Genomic DNA, 19,990 nt, shown 5'->3' on the forward strand with positions numbered 1-19,990 from the left:
GAAATCTCATTGAAAAAGGACTGAAAAACTACCTATGACTGAGCCTCTCTACCTATCGAAAAGCGCCTTCGCTGCTCGAATTGGAAAGGCGCCCAGCACCATCACCTGGCTGAAAGACAACGGGCGTTTGGTGATGGCGCCGGATGGGAAACGCGTCGATGTATATGCGACAGAATCCCTCATCAAAGAAACATCGGACCCCAGCAAGGCCGGCGTTGTCGCTCGTCACGAACGTGAGCGGCAGCTCAAAGAAGGTTTCAACACTGCGATCCCCGAACCCTCGCAGCCGTTTTTGCAGGCTGCGCCGCCCGTGAGCCTTTCGGCTACCGACGCACTGCCTGACTTCCATAAGGCGCGAGCTCGAAAGGAACACTTTGCATCCCTCAGCGTAGAGGCTGATTTTTACAAGGACCAAGGTGTACTGGTTGAGTCGGCTGTGGTCGACAGAGCCGCCTTCGATACAGGCCGACTGCTGCGTGATTTGCTGATGACCATGCCGACTCAGATCGCTCCGGAATTGGCGGCGATAACCGATCCATGGATGGTGGAAAAACACTTGTTGGCTGCGCTACGCCGAACACTGGAAGACGCCGAACGGATGTCCTCTGCTGATTTGCAGCGTGCGCTTTCAAAAGCGGGGAATTAATCATGGTCAACTACGCCGATGGCACTGAGGTATACCGCAGCGGCTACTTCCGCGGACTGCGGCCGGAGCCTGAGCTTTGGGTTGACGAATGGGCCGACCGTTACATGCGGATCCCCCAAAGTCAGGGCGGTGCTGAACCCGGCCCCTATCGCACGGCGCGTACGCCGTATGCGCGTGAGCCAATGCAATGTCTATCACCGGCGCATCCATGCAAGCGGGTGGTGACAATGATCGCCTCGCAGTTGATGAAGACGCAGATTGCTTTGAACTGGATCGGCGGCTGCATTCATATGGCGCCTGCGAACATCCTTTTGCTGGAACCGACGCAGCGCTTGGCACATGACATTGCCGCTCGTTTCGACCAGGCTGCAGAAGTTGTTCCTGAGTTGCGCGAACGCATTGTGAAGCCGCGTTCAAGGGAGGGCACCAATACCTCCGGAGTCAAACAGTTCGAGGGTGGCCGGTTGTTCATTGCGACCGCCGGATCGTCTTCCAACCTCGCAGAAAAAACGGTGCGTTACGTCTACGGCGATGAGATTGATCGTTGGGAGATGGATCTGAACAGCGAAGGCGATCCGGTCAAGCTTGCAGAGGCGCGGGCCTCAACGTTTGGACGCAACGCCAAGTTCTATTTTTCTAGTACGCCAACTCTTAAAGGGGCGTCGCGCATTGATGATCTTTTCCGCATCAGCGATCAGCGCCACTTTTATGTGCCGTGCCCACACTGCCAGCACATGCAGGTGCTCGACTGGTCTCACCTAAAGTGGGACGAGGCGTATGCCCAGGTTCAATATCTTTGCAATGGGCCTGATTGCGGCGCGCTCATTGATGAACATGAGAAGGCGACCATGCTGGCGAAGGGGGAGTGGCGTGCTCATTCTCACGGTGACGGCGAAACCATCGGCTTTCAGCTCAATGCCCTTTACGCTCCCCTTGGATGGACTAGCTGGACTTTGCTCGCTCGCGAGTTCGACTCAGCGATGAGCGAGCAGAAAAAAGGCAATCAGTCGCTCATGCAGGTGTTTTACAACACGAGGCTTGGGCTGCCTTGGGACAGTGCGTTAGAACAGACTAAGGCTGATGAGCTTCAGGCCCGCGCACTGCAAGAGACGTATGTGCTCGGCACCGTACCCACGGGCGCGCTGATGTTGACTGCTGCAGTAGACGTACAAGGCAATCGGCTTGAGTTCATGGTGATGGGCTGGGGCATAGGCCTGGAGCGTTGGGTTATCGACCATCAGGTCATCATGGGCGACCCATCCGACGACAGAACATGGGAGACGTTGGACGACAAACTCAAGGCTCGCTACCGTCACCCCAGCGGAGTCGGCCTAGGCATCCTTGCCACCGCGATTGACTCGGGCGGCAACCATACGCATGAGGTTTATCAGTTCTGCCGAATTCGTCGTTGGCGAAACGTCTTTGCAGTGAAAGGCGAGAGCCGGCGGGGCAAGCCGATTATCGCCCAGCGCCCGTCCCGTGTAGACGTCAACTGGCGAGGCAACATCGAAAAGAACGGTGCTGAACTGTGGATGATCGGCACCGACACGGCTAAGGACTGGATCTATAACCGGTACGCATTGGTGTCTGGGCCGGGTGCATTGCATTTCGCGAAGGATCTACCTGATGACTTCTTTGCCCAGTGTGTGGCCGAGCGCAAGGTTGCTCGTTTCGTCAAAGGTGAGTGGCGCGTTGAATGGACCAAGGGGAAGGCGGATCGCAACGAAGCGCTCGACCTGATGGTTTATGCCCGAGCAATGGCCGAATACCTGGGCTTGGGGCGTTATCACGAAAGTGATTGGGATCGGGTACGGCAGTCGCTCATGCAGCATCATCTGTTTGAAGATAAGTCAGTCCCGGCTGATCCGGTAACACCTAGATCCTCATCCGCGGAACCTGAGGCGTTACCCGTCACGAAAGCAGTTTCGGCCTCGCCCGTCATCGCGGTTGCTCCACCAGTCACTGCACATCACAAGCCAATGGCCATTCCTCCACGCCGCGTCAGTACAAGCGGCTACCTCAAGAGACGCTGATATGTCATTTACTCAGAAGCACCTCGACGCGGTTGAGGCGGCCATCGCTCGCGGTGAGAAAACCGTGCGCTATACCGACCGTACTGTCGAATACCGCACGGTCGATGAGCTGCTCAAGGCGCGCGAGGAAATTCGCTCGTCGCTGGCCAGCACTGCCGGGCCACGTCCGCGCGTGGTCCGGCTGTACCATTCAGGGAAGGGGATCTGATGGCCCGACACTTCCCAACGCTGACCCGTAATGGATTTGTCCTGCCGTCCAACATCAAGGCCAGTTACGAAGGCGCCGGAGAAGGGCGCCGCTCCACAGGCTGGGACGCTCCCGACAACGGGATCAACAGCATCAACACTCCGGCATTGCGTAACCTGCGGTCGCGCTCCCGGGCAGCGGTTCGCAACGACCCGTATGCCTTCAACGTCATCGACAAGCGCGTCAGCAACCTGATCGGCACCGGCATCACACCTCGGCCAACGACCGACGATGATGCCTTGCGCAAACTGCTGCAGGAGCTGTGGGGGGATTGGGTCGATGAGTCGGACGCGGATGATCGCACCGACTTCTACGGCCAGCAGGCGCTGGTAGCACGCACGGTTGAAACCTCGGGCGAGTGCTTCGTACGGTTGCGTCCGCGCGGGCTTGATGAAGGCTTGGCCGTTCCGCTACAGCTGCAGATCCTCGCACCGGAATTTGTGCCGCACGACAAATTCGAGACCACCAAAAACGGCAACGTCATCCGCGCTGGCATCGAGTTCACCCCCGGCGGCAAGCGGGTGGCGTACTGGATGTACCTGTCGCATCCGCGCGATGCAGCCTCGCTGAACGCCGCTTACAACCAGCTGGTGCGCGTGCCGGCCGCGCAGGTGCTGCACATCTTCGAACCGGTGGAGCCAGGCCAGTTGCGCGGTGTGCCGCGATTGTCGCCGGTGCTCAAACGCCTGCGTAGCTTGGACAACTACGACGACGCGGTGCTGTTTCGTCAGGAAGTAGCCAACTTGTTTGCCGGTTTCATCAAGCGTCCAGCGCCGGACTCGGGACCCCTTCCAAGAGATCCGGTGACCGGTCAGCTACTTGATCTGGATCGCGATGGCTTCACCCCTATGGTCGCGCTCGAACCCGGCACGATGCAGGAACTGGGCGCAGGTGAGGAGGTTGAGTTCTCCAAACCGCCAGACGCCGGCAACAACTATCCGGACTTCATGCGGCAGCAACTGATGGCTGCTGCAGCAGGGTCGGGCACGCCTTACGAGATCCTCACCGGTGACATGCGCGGGATCAACGACCGAGCGCTGCGGGTGGTGCTCAACGAGTTTCGGCGCCGACTGGAACAACTGCAATTCAGCGTGTACGTGCACCAACTTTGCCGCCCGGTACGGGCGGCGTGGATGGACATGGCGGTGCTGTCGGGTGTCCTGGTGCTGGACGATTACGCACAGAAACGCCGCCAGTACCTGCGCACCCGCTGGGTGCCACAAGGCTGGGCCTACATCCAGCCGGTGCAGGACGTGCAAGCACGCACGATGGAGGTGAGAGCCGGGTTCTCTTCTCGCAGCGAGATGGTGCTGCGCACCGGCTACGACGCCGAAACGGTCGATCTGGAAAACGCCGCCGATCTGGCACGGGCCACAAAACTGGGCCTCAACTACAACACCCTTGATGCCGTCGAAGACACCGACGACAAGGAGCAACCATGAGCAAGCAAGCGCGACCGCGCATTTACAACCGCGCAGGCAAGCGCGTCGAGGTCCAGGACAAGACCTGGTACGCCCTGCAGGCTAGCGGCGAGGCCACCGAGCGAGTGATTGAAGTTTTCGTCTACGGCGAGATCGGCGCGTGGGGCATCACTGCGAATCAGTTCGTGCAGGATCTACGCGCCATGGATGACGGTGTGTCGCCGGTGGTGGCTGCGTTCAACAGTATCGGCGGTGACCTGTTCGACGGTCTGGCCATGCACAACGCGCTGTCGCGGCTGGGCGAGCGCTGCACCGGACGGATCGATGCACTCGCCGCCAGTGCCGCCAGTGTCGCCGTGTGCGGTGCACACCGGGTGGTAATCGCTTCCAACGCGATGTTGATGATTCACAACCCATGGACCTACGCTGCCGGTGATGCGGAAGACTTCCGCAAGGTCGCCGACGTCCTCGACCAAACCATGGAAGCGATCATTGCCGCGTACAAGGCTAAAGCGCCTGACATTGACGAGGTGGAGCTGCGGCGCTTGGTGGCGGCTGAAACCTGGCTGACTGCGAACGAAGCGGTGGCTCTGGGCCTGGCTGATGAAGTGGGTGACGGCGTCAAGGTCAAAGCCTGTCTCGGTCAAGGCGCGGTGCTGCAACGATTCCAGAACGCACCGGCTGAATTGCTGGCCCAGTTCGAGGAGCCAGCAGAACCGGATCCGGAACTTGAACCAGTCGATCCGCCGCTGGTGCCGCCTGTAGTCGACTCGGCCAAGTTGGCATTGATGATCACTCAGCGCTGCACGGCGGCGGGCATCAGTAACCTGATCGAGCCGCTGCTCAAGTCCACCCAGCTTGAAAGCGAAGAGATCGTTTCGGCCGGTCTGGCACGCGCCAAGGCGGTGAGCGACCTTTGCGTGGCCGCGCGTCTGCCGGAATTCAGCGCCGAGTATGTCGCGGCCGGTCTGGATGCGGCGGCGGTGCGGGCGCGTCTGTTCGACAAGATTGTCACCAGCGGCAAGGGCTTTGAAATCGACAACAGTCTGCCGCTGGCGGACGACCCGGCACCCAAGGTGCTGGCCAAACAACCTGACCCCAACTCGATTTGGGCTGCTCGCCAAGCGGCTCAAACTGGAACCGCGCGCGGCGCGAAAGGAGCACGAGCATGACCATCAAACGGGAACCGATGCACGCAGGTGAATTCCTGCTGTCCGAAGGCGCCGGCAACATTTCACGCGAAGCGATCAACGTCGCGGCTGGCCCGGCGCTGGAGCCAGGTCAGATCCTCGGCCTGGTGACCGCGTCCAGCGAATTCGCACCGTACAACCCGACCGCCGAAGACGGTACGGAGAATGCTGTCGCAATCCTCTACGGCCCGCTCGGCGAATCCGACGTGGTGCGTCGTGGTCGCGCCGTGGTGCGGTTGGCCGAGGTCAGCGAAGCGCATTTGATCGGCCTTGATCTGGCCGCCGAGAAAGCCCTCGCCACTCATTTCGTGATCGTCCGATAAGTCGATCCTTCTTTTGTATGCATCCCGCCGCGTGCGGGATTTTTCGTTTCTGGAGAGTACCCATGGCCGATATCGCCATTTTTGACGACGAAGCGTTTACCGTTACCTCGCTGACCGCTGCACTCAATGATCAACCCTACCTGCCAGGGCGCATCAGCGCCTTGGGGCTGTTCCGCGAGGAAGGCATCACCACCCTGACCGTGCAGATTGAAAAGGACGGCGACACCTTGGCACTGGTGCCCGCTGGCGAGCGTGGTGGTTCAGGCCTGGTGGTCGCGTCCAGCAAGCGCAACCTGATCCCGTTCAATACCGTGCACCTGCCTGAGCGTTTCACCATCAAGGCCGACGAGATCCAAGGCATCCGTGCCTTCGGCACTCGCACCGAGCTGCAGTCGGTGCAGGACGTGGTCAATGCGCGCCTGGCCAAGGCGCGGCGCCAGTTGGACGCCACGCATGAATTCCAGCGTATGGGCGCACTCAATGGCCAGATCCTCGACGCCGATGGCAAAACCGTACTGCTGGATCTCTATGATCGCTTCGGTGTGGAGCGCCAAAAGTTGCCCATGGGGCTGGCGGATGCGGGCACGGAGCTGCGGGTCAAGTGCGGTGAAGCGCTGGACATGCAGGAGGACGCGCTCGGCAGTGTGACCAGCACCGGCTCTCGCGCCTTCTGCGGCAAGAACTTCTGGAACAAGCTGATTGTTCATAAGTCGGTCAAAGAGACCTACCTCAACAGCCAGCAGGCAGCAGCCCTGCGCGGTGATGCTCGTGAAAGCTTCGAGTTCGGCGGCATCATCTGGGAGCGCTACCGTGGCAAGGTGGCCGGCGTTTCCTTTGTCCATGACGACAAGGCGCTGCTGGTCCCCGAAGGCGTTCCCGATCTGTACATCTCGGTGTTCGCGCCGGCTGATTACATGGAAACGGTAAACACCCAAGGCATTCCGTACTACAGCAAGATCGAACCAATGCAATTCGGCAAAGGCATGGCCGGTGAAGCGCAGTCCAACCCGCTGCACCTGTGCACACGGCCACGTGCCCAGGTACTGCTGGAACTCTGACCGTGGGTTTTCGCGATCTGATTGCCGAGGTCGACGCGGTGGTGTTCGAAACGCTGGGCGATACGGCGCGGATAGAAGGTCGCGACGAGCCAGTGTTCGGCATGTTCGCCGCGCCCTGGCTGCAACCCAAGTTCGGCAAGCTCAACACCGGATTACGCGAGCCGCGCTTCGAGATCCGGGTCAGCGATTCGCAAGGTCTGGAACAGGGCATGCTGGTCAGCGTCGACTTGCCTGCCTTGGATGGCGGCGGTAACTACGACCTGATCCAGCTCGAGCCGAGCGGCGACGGCCTGGTCGCCTTGATTCTGAGGTTGCGCCCATGAGTGTCGGCAGCTATTTCAAATCCTCGGCCGGGGGCGGGATGATCTCCATCCAGTCCTCAGCCGCAGACTTTCAGGCGTTCCAGGACTTCGCCAAGATGGTGCCGAAAGCCGCTGCGGCGGCACATCGGCGCGCGATCAACAAGACGTTGGGCTGGTTGCGCACGCATATCGCCCGAGCTGTCAGCCGGTCAGAACGCATTGCTGTTGCTGCGGTGCGTCAGCGGTTGCGCAGCTATCCGGTATCCGGCGGGGCTGCGAGCGGAAAACTGTGGTTCGGTTTGAACGCCATCGAGTCCAGCCGGATCGGCCGAGCGCGGCAAAGCGGCAGCGGCGTGTCAGTGGCGGGGCAGCGTTACCAAGGGGCCTTCCTCAAGAAGGTCTACGGCAACAAGCCCGACATCTGGATCCGCACGGCCAGCAAGCATTTCAACGCGGACGACTACCCCGACAGCACGGTGTCACCTGGTCGCGGACCGAGTTCGGGTTGGGTCGCCGAAAACGGCAGTCGTTTCCCGCTGGCCAAGGCCAAGGTATCGCTGGAGAAAGCCCGACCGCACTTCGAAAGTTGGGTAAAAAAAGCGGATGAGCGCCTGCTGGAGATCCTCAAGCAGGAACTCAACTTTGAGCTGCAGAAATACCTCAAGAGGATCGGCAATGTCTGACGAACCTTTTAGCCTGGACCAACTTTATCGAGCGGTAGAACAGCATCTGCGCGCACAACTTCCCGGCGTGCAGGCCGTCACGGCCTGGCCAGACATTAAGGATCGCGTGTTGCTGCCAGCGGTGTTTCTTGAGGTGGCTGAGATCGAGCCGGGTACCGATATCGGCACCGGCGAAACTTCGCTGATCTTCAAGTTTGAGGCTCGCATCATCGTCGACCCAATCAAGCCGCACCATCATCAGCAGGCCGTGCAGTTAGCGACGCAGCTGGCGGTGCTGCTGCGCGCGCAAACTTGGGGATTGGGCGTCGAACCCGCCGAGTTTTTGCAATCGCTGCAAGACTGGACCCAGCCGCATCTGGATGGATACACCGTGTGGCTGGTGGAGTGGACTCAGCAGGTTTATCTCGGCGCTGAGGAATGGCCGTGGCGGGACGAGCCGCCGGGGACGTTGGTGTTTGACGTTGACCCGGGTGACGGGCCATTCAGGCCCGAGGATCTGCCATGAGTTACGCGAGCGCCCAGCATGACCGCATGATCGCGGGGGCAGTAAAGGCTTGCTATGTGGTTGCGGTGGATCTGTCAGCTTCGCCGCCAGTGTGTCGCGTGTCGGATGGCAGTGATTGGGTCAGCGCCTGGGTGCGTTGGCACAGCATCGCGGCGGGCAAGGCCAGGCATTGGCGGGCACCTTCACTCGGAGAACAGGGCAGTTTGATCAGTCCCAGTGGTGACGTTTCACAAGGCACGTTTGTACCGGGCCTGTATGGCAATGCCGGACCGCCGCCAGACAACCGCGACCATGTCGAGGTCTGGCGTTTTGATGATGGCGGCTCGCTGATCTACGACTGGCAGGCCAAGAGCTACACCATCAACCTGCCGAGCGGTACGGTCAGCATCAAAGTGGCCAGCACGGAAGCGGTTGTAACCGATGCCGCCGTGAGCGTGACCACCGGCAACATCAATCTAAAGGCGGCGGTGATGATCGACGGCGCGTTGCATGTCACCAAGGGCATCACCAGCGCCGGCGCAATCATCGACGCCACCGGCAACAGCAACCACCACACGCATTAATTCATTCACCACAGCCCGCCCAGTGCGGGCTTTTTCATGCCTGGAGAAATACATGGCCAAGATCGATTCGACCGTCACTGAGGTGCAAGCGTCCTCGGAACCGGCAATTGCATCCTTAACGTTCTCATCGCCCGAGTTCTTGAAATTCCGCGACAAGCTCTACACGTCGCGACTGTTGATCGTCCCCGGCACTGACCGTTCTTATTCGGTCCACAAGGCGACGGTCGTGGTGCCGGCCTCCGACACCGAAGCGGTCAAGTTCCTGAAAGCCAGCGAAGAATACGAGCCGTTCAAGGAGTGACATCGATGATCGGAATGGATCGCCACACCGGCCTACCCATATCCGGCATCGAGCACCTGCGGCAGTCCATTGCCGACATCTTGAGCACGCCGCTGGGCAGTCGCCGGCACCGTATGGAGTACGGCAGCAAGCTACGGCGGTTTGTTGATTTACCCATCAACGAAGGCTGGAAAAGCGCTGTACAGGCTGAGGTTGCCCGCGCTCTGGGGCGCTGGGAACCGCGTTTGAAGTTGGATCAGGTGCGTGTCATTTCCGTCATTGGCGGGCAAATCAATTTGCAAATCGTCGGGAAGTACCTGGGCGACAGCGTCACGTTGGAGGTGGCCGCATGAGTACCGTAGATCTGTCGTCGCTTCCGGCGCCGACCGTACTGGAACCTCTGGACTTTGAAGAGGTTTACCAGGACGGGCTGAGCGTGTTTCGCGGGTACATGGGCGGGAACTGGACGGCCGCGCTGGAAAGCGATCCAGTGGTCAAAGTGCTTGAGGTCGGGGCTTACAACAAGGTCGGCAACCGCGCCCGAGTCAATGACGCCGGAAAGGCGCTGCTGCTGGCGCACGCCATTCGCGGTGACCTCGATCACTTGGGGGCCAACGTCAATCTGGCGCGCCTGGTCATTCAGCCTGAGGATCTGCTGGCGGTGCCACCGGTGCCCAAGGTCATGGAAGACGACGATCCGTTTCGCGAGCGCATTCAGTTGGCCTATGAGGGGTTGACCACGGCCGGCCCGCGTAACAGCTACATCCTGCATGCACGCAACGCCTCAGGGCTGGTGGCAGATGCCACGGCTGAAAGCCCTAAGCCCTGTTACGTTACGGTCACGGTGCTGGGGTTGGACGGGGAAGGCGAAGCGCCGCCGGAGCTGCTGGCCACGGTGGCCGCTGCGCTGAATGATGAGGACGTGCGGCCGGTTGGTGATCGGGTGACGGTGCAGGGCGCGCAGGTGATCCGTTACGAGATCGACGCCATTTTGCACATGGCCAGCGCCGGCCCAGAAGCAGATGCCAGTTTGGCCGAAGCCAAAAGCCGCTTGGCAGCCTGGATCAATCCACGCAAGCGTCTGGGCGTCGAGGTCGCCCGCTCCGCTGTTGACGCCCAGTTGCACGTTGCTGGCGTTGCCCGGGTTGAGTTGGTCGGATGGCAGGATCTGGCCCCAACCAAGGCGCAAGCGGCGTTCTGTACGCGCTACAACGTGAGGCTGGCGAGCTGATATGAAAAGCCTTCTGCCGCTCAACAGCACACAACTGGAACGGGCCATGGAGGCTGCGTTCTTCGAAAAGACGATTGTTCCACTGCGCGACCTCTACAACGCCGATACCTGCCCGGTTCATCTGCTACCGCACCTGGCATGGGCGTGGTCGGTGGATCGCTGGGATTACCGGTGGAGCGAAGCTACCAAGCGCGCGGCCATCAAGGCGTCGTACTACATCCACAAACACAAGGGCACCATCGGCGCTCTGCGCCGCGTGGTTGAGCCACTGGGCTACCTGATCGAGATCGTCGAGTGGTTCCAGACGGTGCCCGAAGGTGTGCCGGGTACCTTCGCGCTGAAGGTTGGCGTTCTCGACACGGGTATCACCGAGGAGATGTACCAGGAGCTGGAACGCCTGATTGACGATGCCAAACCCGTCACCCGGCAACTGACCCGGCTTGCGATTAGCCTCGAAACCCAAGGCAATTTAGACATTGCCGTGTCCCTCTACGACGGCGACGAAATCGATGTTTACCCGCCCGTCATGCGTGACATTGAGGTCACCGGCAGCATTGGCGTGGTCGGCCGCGAACACACCATAGACACCCTGGACGTTTATTATGATTGATGCGAATTCGCAGTTTTTCGCGATCCTCACGAACGTGGGGATGGCCAAACAGGCGAACGCCGACGCGCTCGGCATTGCCTGGAAGATCACGGAAATGGGGGTTGGCGATGCGAACCCGGGAGGGTTGGCCGACCCGCCCAATCCAGTGCCGGCGGCCACTCAGACCAAGTTGCTCAGCGAATGGCGTCGCAAGCCGCTGAATCAGCTTCGCGTTGACCCGGTCAACCCGGCGGTGATTATCGCCGAGCAAATCATTCCGGCCGACGAGGGCGGTAAGTGGATTCGTGAAATCGGCCTCTACGACGCGGACGGTGATCTGGTGGCGGTGGCCAACTGTGCGCCGAGCTTCAAGCCGTTGCTGTCGCAAGGCTCCGGCCGTACGCAAGTGGTGCGGATGAACTTCGTGGTCAGCAGCACGGGCAACATCACGCTCAAGATTGACCCGGCGGTGGTGCTGGCGACCCGCGAGTGGGTGCTTGCGCAGATTCTGGAAGAGTTGAGCAAGCTCGACATCAAGCAGTCGGTACGCGTTGCCACCACGGCCAATATCAATCTGGTCGGCTTGCAGGTGGTGGACGGGGTTTCGCTGAACGCCGGTGACCGGGTGCTGGTGAAAGACCAGATAGCGGCCAAGGACAACGGCCCGTGGGTGGCGGCCGTGGGCGCCTGGATGCGGGCCAAGGATGCGGACAACAGCACCAAGGTGACGCCGAATCTGACGGTGGCGGTCGAAGTCGGCGCAACGCAGGCCGACACGATCTGGCAACTGGTGACGGATGGCCCGATTGTCGTGGGCACCACCGCGCTGACATTCAAGAACATTACGGACGGTTTTGCTCGGTTGTTCTCGCCGGCCTTTTCCGGCAATCCAACGGCCCCCACGCCGGCGCAGTTCGATAGCAGCAAGTCGCTGGCGACGACTGAGTTTTTAAAACGTCGCGGTATCGAGTTCTCGGGATTCACGACCAACGATGCAAGTCTGGTGCTGTTGGCGGCGCACGTCGGCGGCCTGCACAGTTTCTCCGCCGCTACACAGCTCACGGCGACCTTGCCGCCAACGGCGGGCGTGGCGCAGGGGGCCACGATCACGCTGGCCAGCGCCGGCTCAGGTGGCCTGAAAATCGTGGGTTCGGGAACGGACGTGGTGTACACCTCGACCGGTGTTGCTGGGCCTCTCGTGTTGGCCCTGGGCGACACGGCCGAATTCATTCGCCTGCAAGACCAGTGGCGGCTGATCGGCGGCACGTCGGCGTTGCGCTTTGCGGGCACGTTGAGTGGCCCCTATTACATCACGCAGCCGCAGTTCGACAGCGGTAAGTCGCCGGCCACGACGGAATTTGTGCAGCGAGCGCAGGGTAACTTCAGTGGACAAACGAATATCAGCACGGCGGCAGCCACGCTTACATCGGCAATGGCTGGGCGGCGCATCGTCGGCAATGTGCCTGGCGCGTGGACGCTTCCGTTGCTGGCTGCCAGTGCTGTCGGGTCAAGGTTTTACATTCAGAACTCGTCGGGGGGCGACATCGTAGTCAGTCGGCAGGGGGCGGATATGATCGTCGCTCTCGCCAAGACCTTGACCAGCATCGCTATCCCGGGAGGGTCATGTGGTGTTCTGGTGTGTGGCGAGGCCAACTGGGTGTTTGAGGAAGGTGCGGCCGCCCTGAAATATTCCACGGAGTTTGCCTCGAACATATCCGGCACGGGCTGGGCAAAAAATGCTAACGGCCTTATTGAGCAGTGGGGGTCGGGCCAGACGGATGCGAACGGATACGTTTACATCACTTTTCCTGTCCCGTTCCCCAATGCGGCGCGGAACATCACGCCAATACACGTGGGGGCAGCGTGCTTGATGCACTCTCTTATGTCGGCTGGTTTGGGGGCTGCTGGTTGTACTTTGCGTGTGACGAATGGGTCGGGTGTGGCTCAAGCGGGTTGGCAGGTTAACTGGCGAGCTATAGGAAATTAAGAATGAGCAAAGTTGTGTTTTTCAGTCCGTCCACCTGTGGGGCCTATCGTCCTGAGATCAATGGCGCGAACATGCCGGCGGACGTGGTCGTAGTGGCAGAAAGTGTTTGGCAGGCGCTGCTTGATGAGTTGTCGACCAGCCCTAAAAAGATGTCGTCCCGACCCGATGGTCAGCCGGTGCTGATCGATCCGCCGCCGCTCGATGCTGACGAACTGGCGGCGGTCGAACGCGCCTGGCGTGACGCGCAGCTGGCCCTGTCCGATCCGCTGGTTTCCCGGCATCGCGACGAGGTCGAAGAGGGTGGCGCAACCTCGATCACGGCTGAGCAGTATGTGGAACTGCAGGCCTACCGCCGACAGTTGCGCGACTGGCCGCAAGGGGATCAGTTCCCGCTCGTCGAACACCGGCCGCCGACGCCGACTTGGCTGTCAGCACAACCCACCTAAACGCCCCTCACTGACGGGGCGTCTTTCATTCCGTTACGCGTAACACCAACACCCTCACAGCCTCGCTTATGCGGGGCTTTTTCGTTTCTGGAGATTGGACTTTATGAGTTTCTTTCACGGCGTCACGACCACTGATGTCAAGACGGGGGCGCGCACCATCTCGCTGCCGTCGTCGTCGATTATCGGCCTGTGCGACACCTTCACGCCTGGTGTTCTCGGCGGCGGTACGGCCAAGGCGGGCGAGCTGAAGTTGATCACCACCGAGCGCGAAGCCATCGCCGCTTTTGGCCTCGACTCGGCGATCACCAAGGCCTGTCAGGCCATCTACGTCAAAGCCAAGGCGGTGATCGTCGCCATCGGCGTACCCAAGCTGGAAGACGCGGCGCTGCAAACCTCGGCGATCATTGGCGGCGAACTCGTCTCGGGTCAGCGCACCGGTTTGCAGGCGTTGCTCGATGGCAAAAGTATGTTCAACGCTCAGCCGCGGCTGTTGATCGCGCCGGGCCACACGGCCACGCAGGCGGTGGCTACCGCGCTCGACAGCCTGGCGCAGAAGCTGCGCGCCATCGGCATCATCGACGGGCCGGGCACGACAGACGAGGCCGCTATGGCCTACGCCGAAAACTTCGGCAGCCGTAACCTGTTCATGGTCGACCCGGGCGTCAAGTATTGGGACACCATCAGCAGCAAGACCGTCGACGCCCCCGGTTCGGCTTGGGCGGCGGGTCTGTTTGCCTGGACGGATGCTGAATACGGTTTCTGGGCTTCGCCGTCGAACAAGGAGTTGACCGGCATCACCGGTACCGGTCGCGCGGTCGAGTACCTGGACGGCGACGAGACCTGCCGGGCCAACCTGCTCAACAACGCCAATATCACCACGATCATTCGCGACGACGGTTACCGCCTGTGGGGTAACCGCACGCTGTCGAGCGATCCGAAGTGGGCATTCGTTACCCGCGTTCGCACGCTGTTTATTCTCATGGACGCGGTACAGGCCGGACACAAATGGGCGGTCGACCGCTCGATCACCAAGACCTACGTGACCGATGTCACCAACGGTCTGGATGCGTTCATGCGCGACCTGAAAGCCCAGGGCGCAATCATCAACTTTGAAGTGTTCCCCGACACCGAGTTGAACACGGCCAGCCAGATCGCCCAGGGCAAGGTGTATTGGCGCATCCGCTTCACCGATGTGCCGCCGGCAGAAAACCCGAATTTCCTTTTCGAAGTCACCGATCAATGGATGACCGAAGTGCTTGAAGCAGCCTAAGGGGGCGTAGCAAATGATTCCTCAGACTTTGTACAACACCAACCTGTTCGTCGACGGCGTGAACTTCTCCGGCGACGTGCCCAGCCTGACGCTGCCCAAGCTGACCACCAAAACCGACGAGTATCGCGGGGGCGGCATGGCCGGTCCCATCGAGATGGATCAGGGGCTTGAGAAAATGGAAGCCTCGTTTGTCACCAAGGGGGTGCGCCGCGAGTCGCTCAAATACTTCGGTCTCGCTGATGGCACGGCGTTCAACGCCACCTTCCGTGGCGCCTTCAAGGGCCAGAAGGGCGCGGTGACAGCGGTCGTTGCCACCCTGCGCGGCCGGCTCAAAGAGGTCGATCTCGGTGACTGGAAAGCCGGTGATGCTGCCGAGATCAAACACGCCGTTGCCGTCACCTACTACAAGCTCGAAATCGACGGGCGCCTGATGTACGAGATCGACATGGTCGCCGGCATTCAAGTGATCGACGGCAAAGACCAACTCCTCGAAGTGCGCCAGGCGCTCGGCCTGTAAGGAAAGATTCAGATGAACCAAGCAATCGCTAAAAACCTTCCGGCCTGGCTGTCGCTCAGTGCAGTCGGTGCCGTCGTAACGCTCACCCGACCAAGCCAAGCCAATAGCATCGACGTCGAGACGTTGCACCTGCGCAATCCGACCGTGCGTGAAGTGCGCGCGGCTGACCGTGCTGCCAATGGCGATGATGAACAGCGTGAACTGATGCTGTTCGCAGGTCTCGCCGAAGTCGGACTGAAGGATCTCGAAGGCCTCAAGCTGACGGATTATCGGCGCGTGCAAACCGCGTATTCGCACCTGGTACCGAAAACCGATTATTCGGAATCGATGCCGGCGTGGTTGTCGCTGACCACCGATCAGGTGCTGGTAACGCTGTCGTGCCCGAGCGAAATCAACGGTGTGACGGTCGACAAGCTGGCCTTGCGTTCCCCGACCGTGGGCGACGTGCGGGCGGCCAACCGTGAGGTGGGTGGCGACGATGAGCAGCGCGAGCTGGTGTTGTTCGCTGCGTTGTCCGGCGCGTCGGTGGCGGATCTGGAGGGGCTGAAGCTGGTGGATTTTAACCGCTTGCAGGCCGGCTATTTTCGCATGGACAACAACGACGGGCTTTAACCCCAGCGTTATCAAGTCGGCGGCGAAACGTCTGGCGGCGGAAACCGGATTTTCCGCCGCCGAGATCCAGTCGATGCCGTTCGCGGACATGGTGTGGTGGCTCACGGATTGAGCCGCCACCGGTAGTGCTGGGTACATGAGGGCCATGACATGGCAAACAAACTCGCCCTCGGGCTGGTGATCGGCGGCGCCGTCAGTTCAACGGTCGGCGCCGCGTTCAAGGATGTGACCGGGCGCATCAAGCGCCTCGAGGCAGAAGGCAACAAAGCGCGGGTGCTGCAGCGCACGATTGGCGACACCATCCGCCTGCGAGAAGAATGGAAAAAGGCTTACGACACCGGCGCTGCCGGCGCGTCCAAATTACTCAACCGTTTGAACTCGAACCTCGACAGCTTGAAAAAGCAGGGGATTGAGGTCGGGCGACTGGAAAAAGCCTATCGCTCGATGGGGCAGACGGCCAACAAAGCCGAGCTGAAAGCCAAAGGACATCAGCAGATTGATTCTGGCGTACAGGGCATGAAAGGCGCCGTCGGTGCGGCGGTAGTCGGTGTCGGTGCCATGGCGGTACCGACCAAGGTCAGCGCTGATTTCGGCGCGATTGTGCGTGATATCGCGATCAAGGCCGGCATTGCCAACAAGCCGCAAGAGCAGGAGATGTCGCGCAAGATCATCGACACCTCACGCGACACCGGCATGGCTCGCAACGATGTGGCCGACGTGGTCAATCAATTGGTCGGCGCCGGTATGGACCTGAGCAAGGCGCTGGAGTATGCGCCCGTCGCGGCTAAGTTTGTCGTGGGGCAGGGATCCAGCGGCGTCGACACGGCGAAGATGATCAATGCCCTGGGGCAGAACGCCAAGATCACCGACCCCAAACAGATGCAGCAGGCGCTGGAGGCGATTGCCTACCAAGGGCAGGCGGGCAGCTTTGAAGCGGCCGACATGGCTAAGTGGTTTCCGGAACTGCTGGCCAACATGGCCAGCAACGGCATCACCGGCTTGGATGCGGTGACTCAACTGGGCGCCATGTTGCAGGTGCAGATGAAGCAGGCCGGCAGTTCGGACGAAGCGGCCAACAACCTGAAAAACTGGATGGGCAAAATCGGTTCGACCGATACGGTCAAGGCTTACGAAAAAGCCGGGATCGACTACAAAGGATCGATGCAGACCGGTTTGCAAAACGGCATGTCGACGCTTGAGACCAGTATGGCGCTGGCTCAGAAATACATTCAGGCGACCGATCCAAAGCGCGCGGCGGCCATGGCCGAAGCCACGTCGAAAATCAGCAAGGAAGCCGATCCGGACAAGGCCAAGGCCATGATGGCCTCGCTGGAAGAATCCTTGCGCACCGGCGATCTGTTCGCCGACATGCAGGTCAAGGCCGCACTGTCGGCCTACATGCAGAACAAGGCGCTGTACAGCCAGCTCAAAAACGATTCGCGTGAAGCGACCGGGATCCTCGACAAGAACCTCGCCGAGCGGCGTGAGTCGTCATCGCAAAAGTGGGCCGAGATGGCTCAAGCGATGGATGACGCCATGCGCAGCATCGGTGATGCCTTGCGACCGGTGACGGATGTCGTCGCGGAGTCGTTGACCAAAGTCGCGAAGGGTATCACCTCGCTGTCTGACAGTTCGCCCGGCGTCGTGACGGGAATCGGTTTGGTCAGTGCCGCATTGGTTGGACTGTCCGGCCTGTATAGCTCTTTCAAGATGGGCAAAGGAATGTTCAACCTGGCACGCGGAGCCTTGACTAAAGGCAAGTCGGGTGAGGTGCAAAAGGTCTTTGTGACCAACGCTGAGGATGGCGACGGCGGCGTCAATGCCGAACCCAAAGGCAAGGCCGGTAAAGCGCTGTCGCTGGTTGAAGAAGGGCTCAAGGCAGTGGCTGCGCTCAAGGGCACGCCGGCAGATAGCGCCGATGATGCCGGCGAAAAGAAGCCCGGGAAATTCGATCTGGTCACCACTGGCCTCAAAGTCGTCTCGCTGGCCCAGGAAGCGGTCTCGGGCGGCAATGGTGAAGGCGAGGCGGGAGGTGGTGACGACGGAGTCAAAAAGGTTTTCGTCGTCAATGCCAACGCCCTGCGCGACCCCGGTGGCGCAGATGCCCCGGGCGAAACTCGCCGACGTGGACGCGGCTCGCGGCGCAATGCCTCGCGGCGTCGGCCGCAGCCTCGACCTGGCTCGTCGCGTCCACCGGTGTCGCGGCCCCCTGCTCCGGTACCGCGTCCGCCGGTTCCTGTGCCACGTCCACCCATCCCAGTACCAAGGCCGTCGATTCCTCCGGTGCCAGCAGTTCCGACCGCTGCGATGTCCAAACTGACGGGGGTAGTACAGGCCGTCGGCAAGGTCGGCAAAGCTGCCAAGGGAATTCCCGGCGGTTCGCTGCTGGAGGCCGGTGCGATGGCGTTCGACACTTTCGAGAACGCCCAGACCCAGGACGAAAAAGCCGAAGGTTACGGTGCGGCCGCAGGCAATCTGGCCGGCACCATGGCCGGTGCTGCAGCTGGTGCCGCCATTGGTTCGGTGGTGCCCATCATCGGCACGGCTATCGGCGGCTTGATCGGTGCCTACCTCGGCAGTCAGGGCGGGGCGGCGCTGGGCGGGTCTCTGGGTAAATCGCTGTTTGGTGGCGAGGATGAAAAGCCCGAACAGACGGCAAAGGCACCGGTGCCAACCACGCCGCTCATGATGGCGTCAGCGGGCCAGCAAGGACCGGCTCTGGGGGATGTCGCTCGCTCGATGGCGGTGAAGGCGCCGCTCAAGTCGGCGGCGCTGGCCATTCAGCCCAGGGAGCCGGAAAAATCGGCTCCGGCCAAGGTGGACCAGCAGTTTCAGTACTCGCTGAGTATGCCGGTCACGGTGCAGGGCGACGTCAAGGACCCGCAAACCTTGGCGCAGGACCTGATGCCGCACATGCAGCGAATGATGGCGGATGCGGCGAAGAGTAACGCCGCCAAGCTGTACGACGAACCCCATGTTTAAGGAGTTTTCATGGCTTACATGGAGCAGATGCAATCGAGCCTGAAGTATTTGGTCGAGGCAGCGGAAACCGGACGGCGCAGTGCTGACGGCATGTTGACCCCGGTCAACGGTGCGATCCGTGAACTGACCGGCGCCGCGTCCGAGCTGGAGAATATTCCATTTGTTGGTCCGGCCATCGGCGCCAAACTTCAGCGGGTGATGCGCGGCGTCGACGCAGCCCAGGCCAAGGTTGGTCAAGTGGTCGCGGTGTACGGCCGCGCCACCCGGGCGGCGGCTGAAGTGCAGGATCGACTGGGCACGTTGAAAGAGCAGGCGGGCAAGGCGGCCACGGCAATCAACAATGTCGCCGGCAAGGTCAGTCCGTCGCTGGCCAACATCGTGCCCACCAGTTCCTTTGCCGGGGAGGCCACGCCGGCGCCGGAGGCGGTAAAGCCATTCCCGCATCTGATGATCATTCAGCCGCGCGATCCGAAAGTTGAGCCGTACTACTTCAACTTGGATACGGCGGCCTTTGATGAGCTGAGCCGATCGACCGAATTCCGCTGGGCTTCGCAGGAGCGGCTGACGCGCCGGCCGGCGAAGCAGGCCATCGGTATGGGCGATGAAAAATTGACGCTCAAGGGCACGATCTACCCAGGCTTCAAGGGCGGATTGAAGCAGCTCGACACCCTGCGTTCCATCGGGGCCAGGCTTCAACCGCTGACTCTGACCACCGGCTATGGCGAGGTGATCGGAACTTGGTGCCTGAAAAACATCAACGAGGAACAGTCCGCGCTGCTGCACGGCGGGATTGCTCGCAAACAGGGATTCACTTTGGAGTTTGAGCGCTATGGCGACGACATGCAGGACGTCTGATGGCGACATGCTCGATGTCATTTGCAACAACGTTTACGGCCATCTGAATGGCAGCGTCGAGGCTGTGCTCGATGCCAATCAGGGGCTGGCCGATGAGCCACAGCCGTTCCGGTCCGGCGTGATTATTGTCCTCCCGGATCTGCCTATGCCGACCGAAGAAGGCATCTCGCTTTGGAATTGATGAACTACAGTCATTTTGTAGCCACAAAAGGACTTGCAGCTATAACCCCTTCAAAACCCGCCTTGGCGG

At 60.8% G+C, this 19,990-nt stretch carries 23 protein-coding genes; all 23 read left to right on the forward strand.

Features of this window, described 5'->3' with window-relative positions:
• The first annotated feature begins 34 nt into the window (after positions 1-34).
• Positions 35-646, forward strand: a complete 612-nt coding sequence (locus tag ACTJKS_RS18395) for a terminase small subunit (protein ID WP_440828933.1) — start codon at positions 35-37, stop codon at positions 644-646.
• Positions 646-2,679 (forward strand): phage terminase large subunit family protein, encoded by a 2,034-nt coding sequence (locus ACTJKS_RS18400; RefSeq protein ID WP_440828962.1) that lies wholly within the window; start codon positions 646-648, stop codon positions 2,677-2,679. The genes ACTJKS_RS18395 and ACTJKS_RS18400 overlap by 1 nt, the downstream gene beginning before the upstream one ends.
• Position 2,680: 1 nt before the next feature.
• Complete coding sequence (locus tag ACTJKS_RS18405; protein ID WP_440828934.1) at positions 2,681-2,887, forward strand: phage head-tail joining protein; 207 nt, start codon at positions 2,681-2,683, stop codon at positions 2,885-2,887.
• Positions 2,887-4,368, forward strand: a complete 1,482-nt coding sequence (locus tag ACTJKS_RS18410; protein ID WP_440828935.1) for a phage portal protein — start codon at positions 2,887-2,889, stop codon at positions 4,366-4,368. Before ACTJKS_RS18405 ends, ACTJKS_RS18410 begins: the two co-directional genes overlap by 1 nt.
• Positions 4,365-5,519: a head maturation protease, ClpP-related gene (locus ACTJKS_RS18415; protein ID WP_440828936.1), complete on the forward strand. Its 1,155-nt coding sequence runs from the start codon at positions 4,365-4,367 to the stop codon at positions 5,517-5,519. Before ACTJKS_RS18410 ends, ACTJKS_RS18415 begins: the two co-directional genes overlap by 4 nt.
• Positions 5,516-5,860 (forward strand): head decoration protein, encoded by a 345-nt coding sequence (locus ACTJKS_RS18420; RefSeq protein ID WP_440828937.1) that lies wholly within the window; start codon positions 5,516-5,518, stop codon positions 5,858-5,860. The genes ACTJKS_RS18415 and ACTJKS_RS18420 overlap by 4 nt, the downstream gene beginning before the upstream one ends.
• 62 nt (positions 5,861-5,922) lie before the next feature.
• Positions 5,923-6,918 (forward strand): major capsid protein, encoded by a 996-nt coding sequence (locus tag ACTJKS_RS18425; RefSeq protein ID WP_440828938.1) that lies wholly within the window; start codon positions 5,923-5,925, stop codon positions 6,916-6,918.
• 2 nt (positions 6,919-6,920) lie between these two features.
• On the forward strand, positions 6,921-7,241 hold the full coding sequence (locus tag ACTJKS_RS18430; protein ID WP_440828939.1) for a head-tail joining protein: 321 nt from the start codon (positions 6,921-6,923) through the stop codon (positions 7,239-7,241).
• Entirely contained in the window at positions 7,238-7,903 is a 666-nt protein-coding gene (locus tag ACTJKS_RS18435; protein ID WP_440828940.1) for a hypothetical protein, read from the forward strand. The genes ACTJKS_RS18430 and ACTJKS_RS18435 overlap by 4 nt, the downstream gene beginning before the upstream one ends.
• Positions 7,896-8,408 (forward strand): hypothetical protein, encoded by a 513-nt coding sequence (locus tag ACTJKS_RS18440; protein WP_440828941.1) that lies wholly within the window; start codon positions 7,896-7,898, stop codon positions 8,406-8,408. The genes ACTJKS_RS18435 and ACTJKS_RS18440 overlap by 8 nt, the downstream gene beginning before the upstream one ends.
• Positions 8,405-8,971, forward strand: a complete 567-nt coding sequence (locus ACTJKS_RS18445; protein WP_440828942.1) for a phage baseplate assembly protein V — start codon at positions 8,405-8,407, stop codon at positions 8,969-8,971. The genes ACTJKS_RS18440 and ACTJKS_RS18445 overlap by 4 nt, the downstream gene beginning before the upstream one ends.
• 52 nt (positions 8,972-9,023) lie before the next feature.
• Entirely contained in the window at positions 9,024-9,272 is a 249-nt protein-coding gene (locus ACTJKS_RS18450) for a hypothetical protein (protein ID WP_440828943.1), read from the forward strand.
• Positions 9,273-9,277: 5 nt separating this feature from the next.
• Positions 9,278-9,604: a GPW/gp25 family protein gene (locus tag ACTJKS_RS18455; RefSeq protein WP_122505839.1), complete on the forward strand. Its 327-nt coding sequence runs from the start codon at positions 9,278-9,280 to the stop codon at positions 9,602-9,604.
• Positions 9,601-10,482, forward strand: a complete 882-nt coding sequence (locus tag ACTJKS_RS18460) for a baseplate assembly protein (RefSeq protein WP_440828944.1) — start codon at positions 9,601-9,603, stop codon at positions 10,480-10,482. The genes ACTJKS_RS18455 and ACTJKS_RS18460 overlap by 4 nt, the downstream gene beginning before the upstream one ends.
• A gap of 1 nt (position 10,483) precedes the next feature.
• Positions 10,484-11,092: a phage tail protein I gene (locus ACTJKS_RS18465; protein ID WP_064596186.1), complete on the forward strand. Its 609-nt coding sequence runs from the start codon at positions 10,484-10,486 to the stop codon at positions 11,090-11,092.
• A complete protein-coding gene (locus tag ACTJKS_RS18470) occupies positions 11,085-13,058 on the forward strand; it encodes a phage tail protein (protein WP_440828945.1) in 1,974 nt (657 codons plus the stop codon). Before ACTJKS_RS18465 ends, ACTJKS_RS18470 begins: the two co-directional genes overlap by 8 nt.
• A gap of 2 nt (positions 13,059-13,060) precedes the next feature.
• Positions 13,061-13,504 carry a hypothetical protein gene (locus ACTJKS_RS18475; RefSeq protein WP_440828946.1) on the forward strand — a complete coding sequence of 148 codons (444 nt, stop codon included), beginning with the start codon at positions 13,061-13,063 and terminating at the stop codon, positions 13,502-13,504.
• A gap of 103 nt (positions 13,505-13,607) precedes the next feature.
• The gene (locus tag ACTJKS_RS18480; protein ID WP_440828947.1) at positions 13,608-14,774 is read left to right on the forward strand and encodes a phage tail sheath subtilisin-like domain-containing protein; all 1,167 of its coding nucleotides are present in this window, start codon (positions 13,608-13,610) and stop codon (positions 14,772-14,774) included.
• 13 nt (positions 14,775-14,787) lie between these two features.
• On the forward strand, positions 14,788-15,291 hold the full coding sequence (locus ACTJKS_RS18485; protein WP_073473004.1) for a phage major tail tube protein: 504 nt from the start codon (positions 14,788-14,790) through the stop codon (positions 15,289-15,291).
• Positions 15,292-15,303: 12 nt separating this feature from the next.
• A complete protein-coding gene (locus ACTJKS_RS18490; protein ID WP_440828948.1) occupies positions 15,304-15,903 on the forward strand; it encodes a phage tail assembly protein in 600 nt (199 codons plus the stop codon).
• Positions 15,904-16,053: 150 nt separating this feature from the next.
• A complete protein-coding gene (locus ACTJKS_RS18495; protein WP_440828949.1) occupies positions 16,054-18,885 on the forward strand; it encodes a phage tail tape measure protein in 2,832 nt (943 codons plus the stop codon).
• A 9-nt stretch (positions 18,886-18,894) separates the two neighbouring features.
• Entirely contained in the window at positions 18,895-19,740 is an 846-nt protein-coding gene (locus ACTJKS_RS18500) for a phage tail protein (protein ID WP_440828950.1), read from the forward strand.
• A complete protein-coding gene (locus ACTJKS_RS18505) occupies positions 19,715-19,921 on the forward strand; it encodes a tail protein X (protein ID WP_073472996.1) in 207 nt (68 codons plus the stop codon). The genes ACTJKS_RS18500 and ACTJKS_RS18505 overlap by 26 nt, the downstream gene beginning before the upstream one ends.
• Positions 19,922-19,990: the final 69 nt, after the last annotated feature.

Origin of the sequence: Pseudomonas sp. 22189 (assembly GCF_052045635.1) — a bacterium.
GTDB classification, from domain to species: domain Bacteria; phylum Pseudomonadota; class Gammaproteobacteria; order Pseudomonadales; family Pseudomonadaceae; genus Aquipseudomonas; species Aquipseudomonas parakoreensis.

What these genes read in the sequence shown, in the direction of transcription:
- ACTJKS_RS18395 (WP_440828933.1), top strand. Translation starts at nt 35, where the DNA reads ATGACTGAGCCTCTCTACCTATCGAAAAGCGCCTTCGCTGCTCGAATT.
- ACTJKS_RS18405 (WP_440828934.1), top strand. Translation starts at nt 2,681, where the DNA reads ATGTCATTTACTCAGAAGCACCTCGACGCGGTTGAGGCGGCCATCGCT.
- ACTJKS_RS18410 (WP_440828935.1), top strand. Translation starts at nt 2,887, where the DNA reads ATGGCCCGACACTTCCCAACGCTGACCCGTAATGGATTTGTCCTGCCG.
- ACTJKS_RS18415 (WP_440828936.1), top strand. Translation starts at nt 4,365, where the DNA reads ATGAGCAAGCAAGCGCGACCGCGCATTTACAACCGCGCAGGCAAGCGC.
- ACTJKS_RS18420 (WP_440828937.1), top strand. Translation starts at nt 5,516, where the DNA reads ATGACCATCAAACGGGAACCGATGCACGCAGGTGAATTCCTGCTGTCC.
- ACTJKS_RS18425 (WP_440828938.1), top strand. Translation starts at nt 5,923, where the DNA reads ATGGCCGATATCGCCATTTTTGACGACGAAGCGTTTACCGTTACCTCG.
- ACTJKS_RS18435 (WP_440828940.1), top strand. Translation starts at nt 7,238, where the DNA reads ATGAGTGTCGGCAGCTATTTCAAATCCTCGGCCGGGGGCGGGATGATC.
- ACTJKS_RS18440 (WP_440828941.1), top strand. Translation starts at nt 7,896, where the DNA reads ATGTCTGACGAACCTTTTAGCCTGGACCAACTTTATCGAGCGGTAGAA.
- ACTJKS_RS18445 (WP_440828942.1), top strand. Translation starts at nt 8,405, where the DNA reads ATGAGTTACGCGAGCGCCCAGCATGACCGCATGATCGCGGGGGCAGTA.
- ACTJKS_RS18450 (WP_440828943.1), top strand. Translation starts at nt 9,024, where the DNA reads ATGGCCAAGATCGATTCGACCGTCACTGAGGTGCAAGCGTCCTCGGAA.
- ACTJKS_RS18455 (WP_122505839.1), top strand. Translation starts at nt 9,278, where the DNA reads ATGATCGGAATGGATCGCCACACCGGCCTACCCATATCCGGCATCGAG.
- ACTJKS_RS18460 (WP_440828944.1), top strand. Translation starts at nt 9,601, where the DNA reads ATGAGTACCGTAGATCTGTCGTCGCTTCCGGCGCCGACCGTACTGGAA.
- ACTJKS_RS18465 (WP_064596186.1), top strand. Translation starts at nt 10,484, where the DNA reads ATGAAAAGCCTTCTGCCGCTCAACAGCACACAACTGGAACGGGCCATG.
- ACTJKS_RS18470 (WP_440828945.1), top strand. Translation starts at nt 11,085, where the DNA reads ATGATTGATGCGAATTCGCAGTTTTTCGCGATCCTCACGAACGTGGGG.
- ACTJKS_RS18475 (WP_440828946.1), top strand. Translation starts at nt 13,061, where the DNA reads ATGAGCAAAGTTGTGTTTTTCAGTCCGTCCACCTGTGGGGCCTATCGT.
- ACTJKS_RS18480 (WP_440828947.1), top strand. Translation starts at nt 13,608, where the DNA reads ATGAGTTTCTTTCACGGCGTCACGACCACTGATGTCAAGACGGGGGCG.
- ACTJKS_RS18485 (WP_073473004.1), top strand. Translation starts at nt 14,788, where the DNA reads ATGATTCCTCAGACTTTGTACAACACCAACCTGTTCGTCGACGGCGTG.
- ACTJKS_RS18490 (WP_440828948.1), top strand. Translation starts at nt 15,304, where the DNA reads ATGAACCAAGCAATCGCTAAAAACCTTCCGGCCTGGCTGTCGCTCAGT.
- ACTJKS_RS18495 (WP_440828949.1), top strand. Translation starts at nt 16,054, where the DNA reads ATGGCAAACAAACTCGCCCTCGGGCTGGTGATCGGCGGCGCCGTCAGT.
- ACTJKS_RS18500 (WP_440828950.1), top strand. Translation starts at nt 18,895, where the DNA reads ATGGCTTACATGGAGCAGATGCAATCGAGCCTGAAGTATTTGGTCGAG.
- ACTJKS_RS18505 (WP_073472996.1), top strand. Translation starts at nt 19,715, where the DNA reads ATGGCGACGACATGCAGGACGTCTGATGGCGACATGCTCGATGTCATT.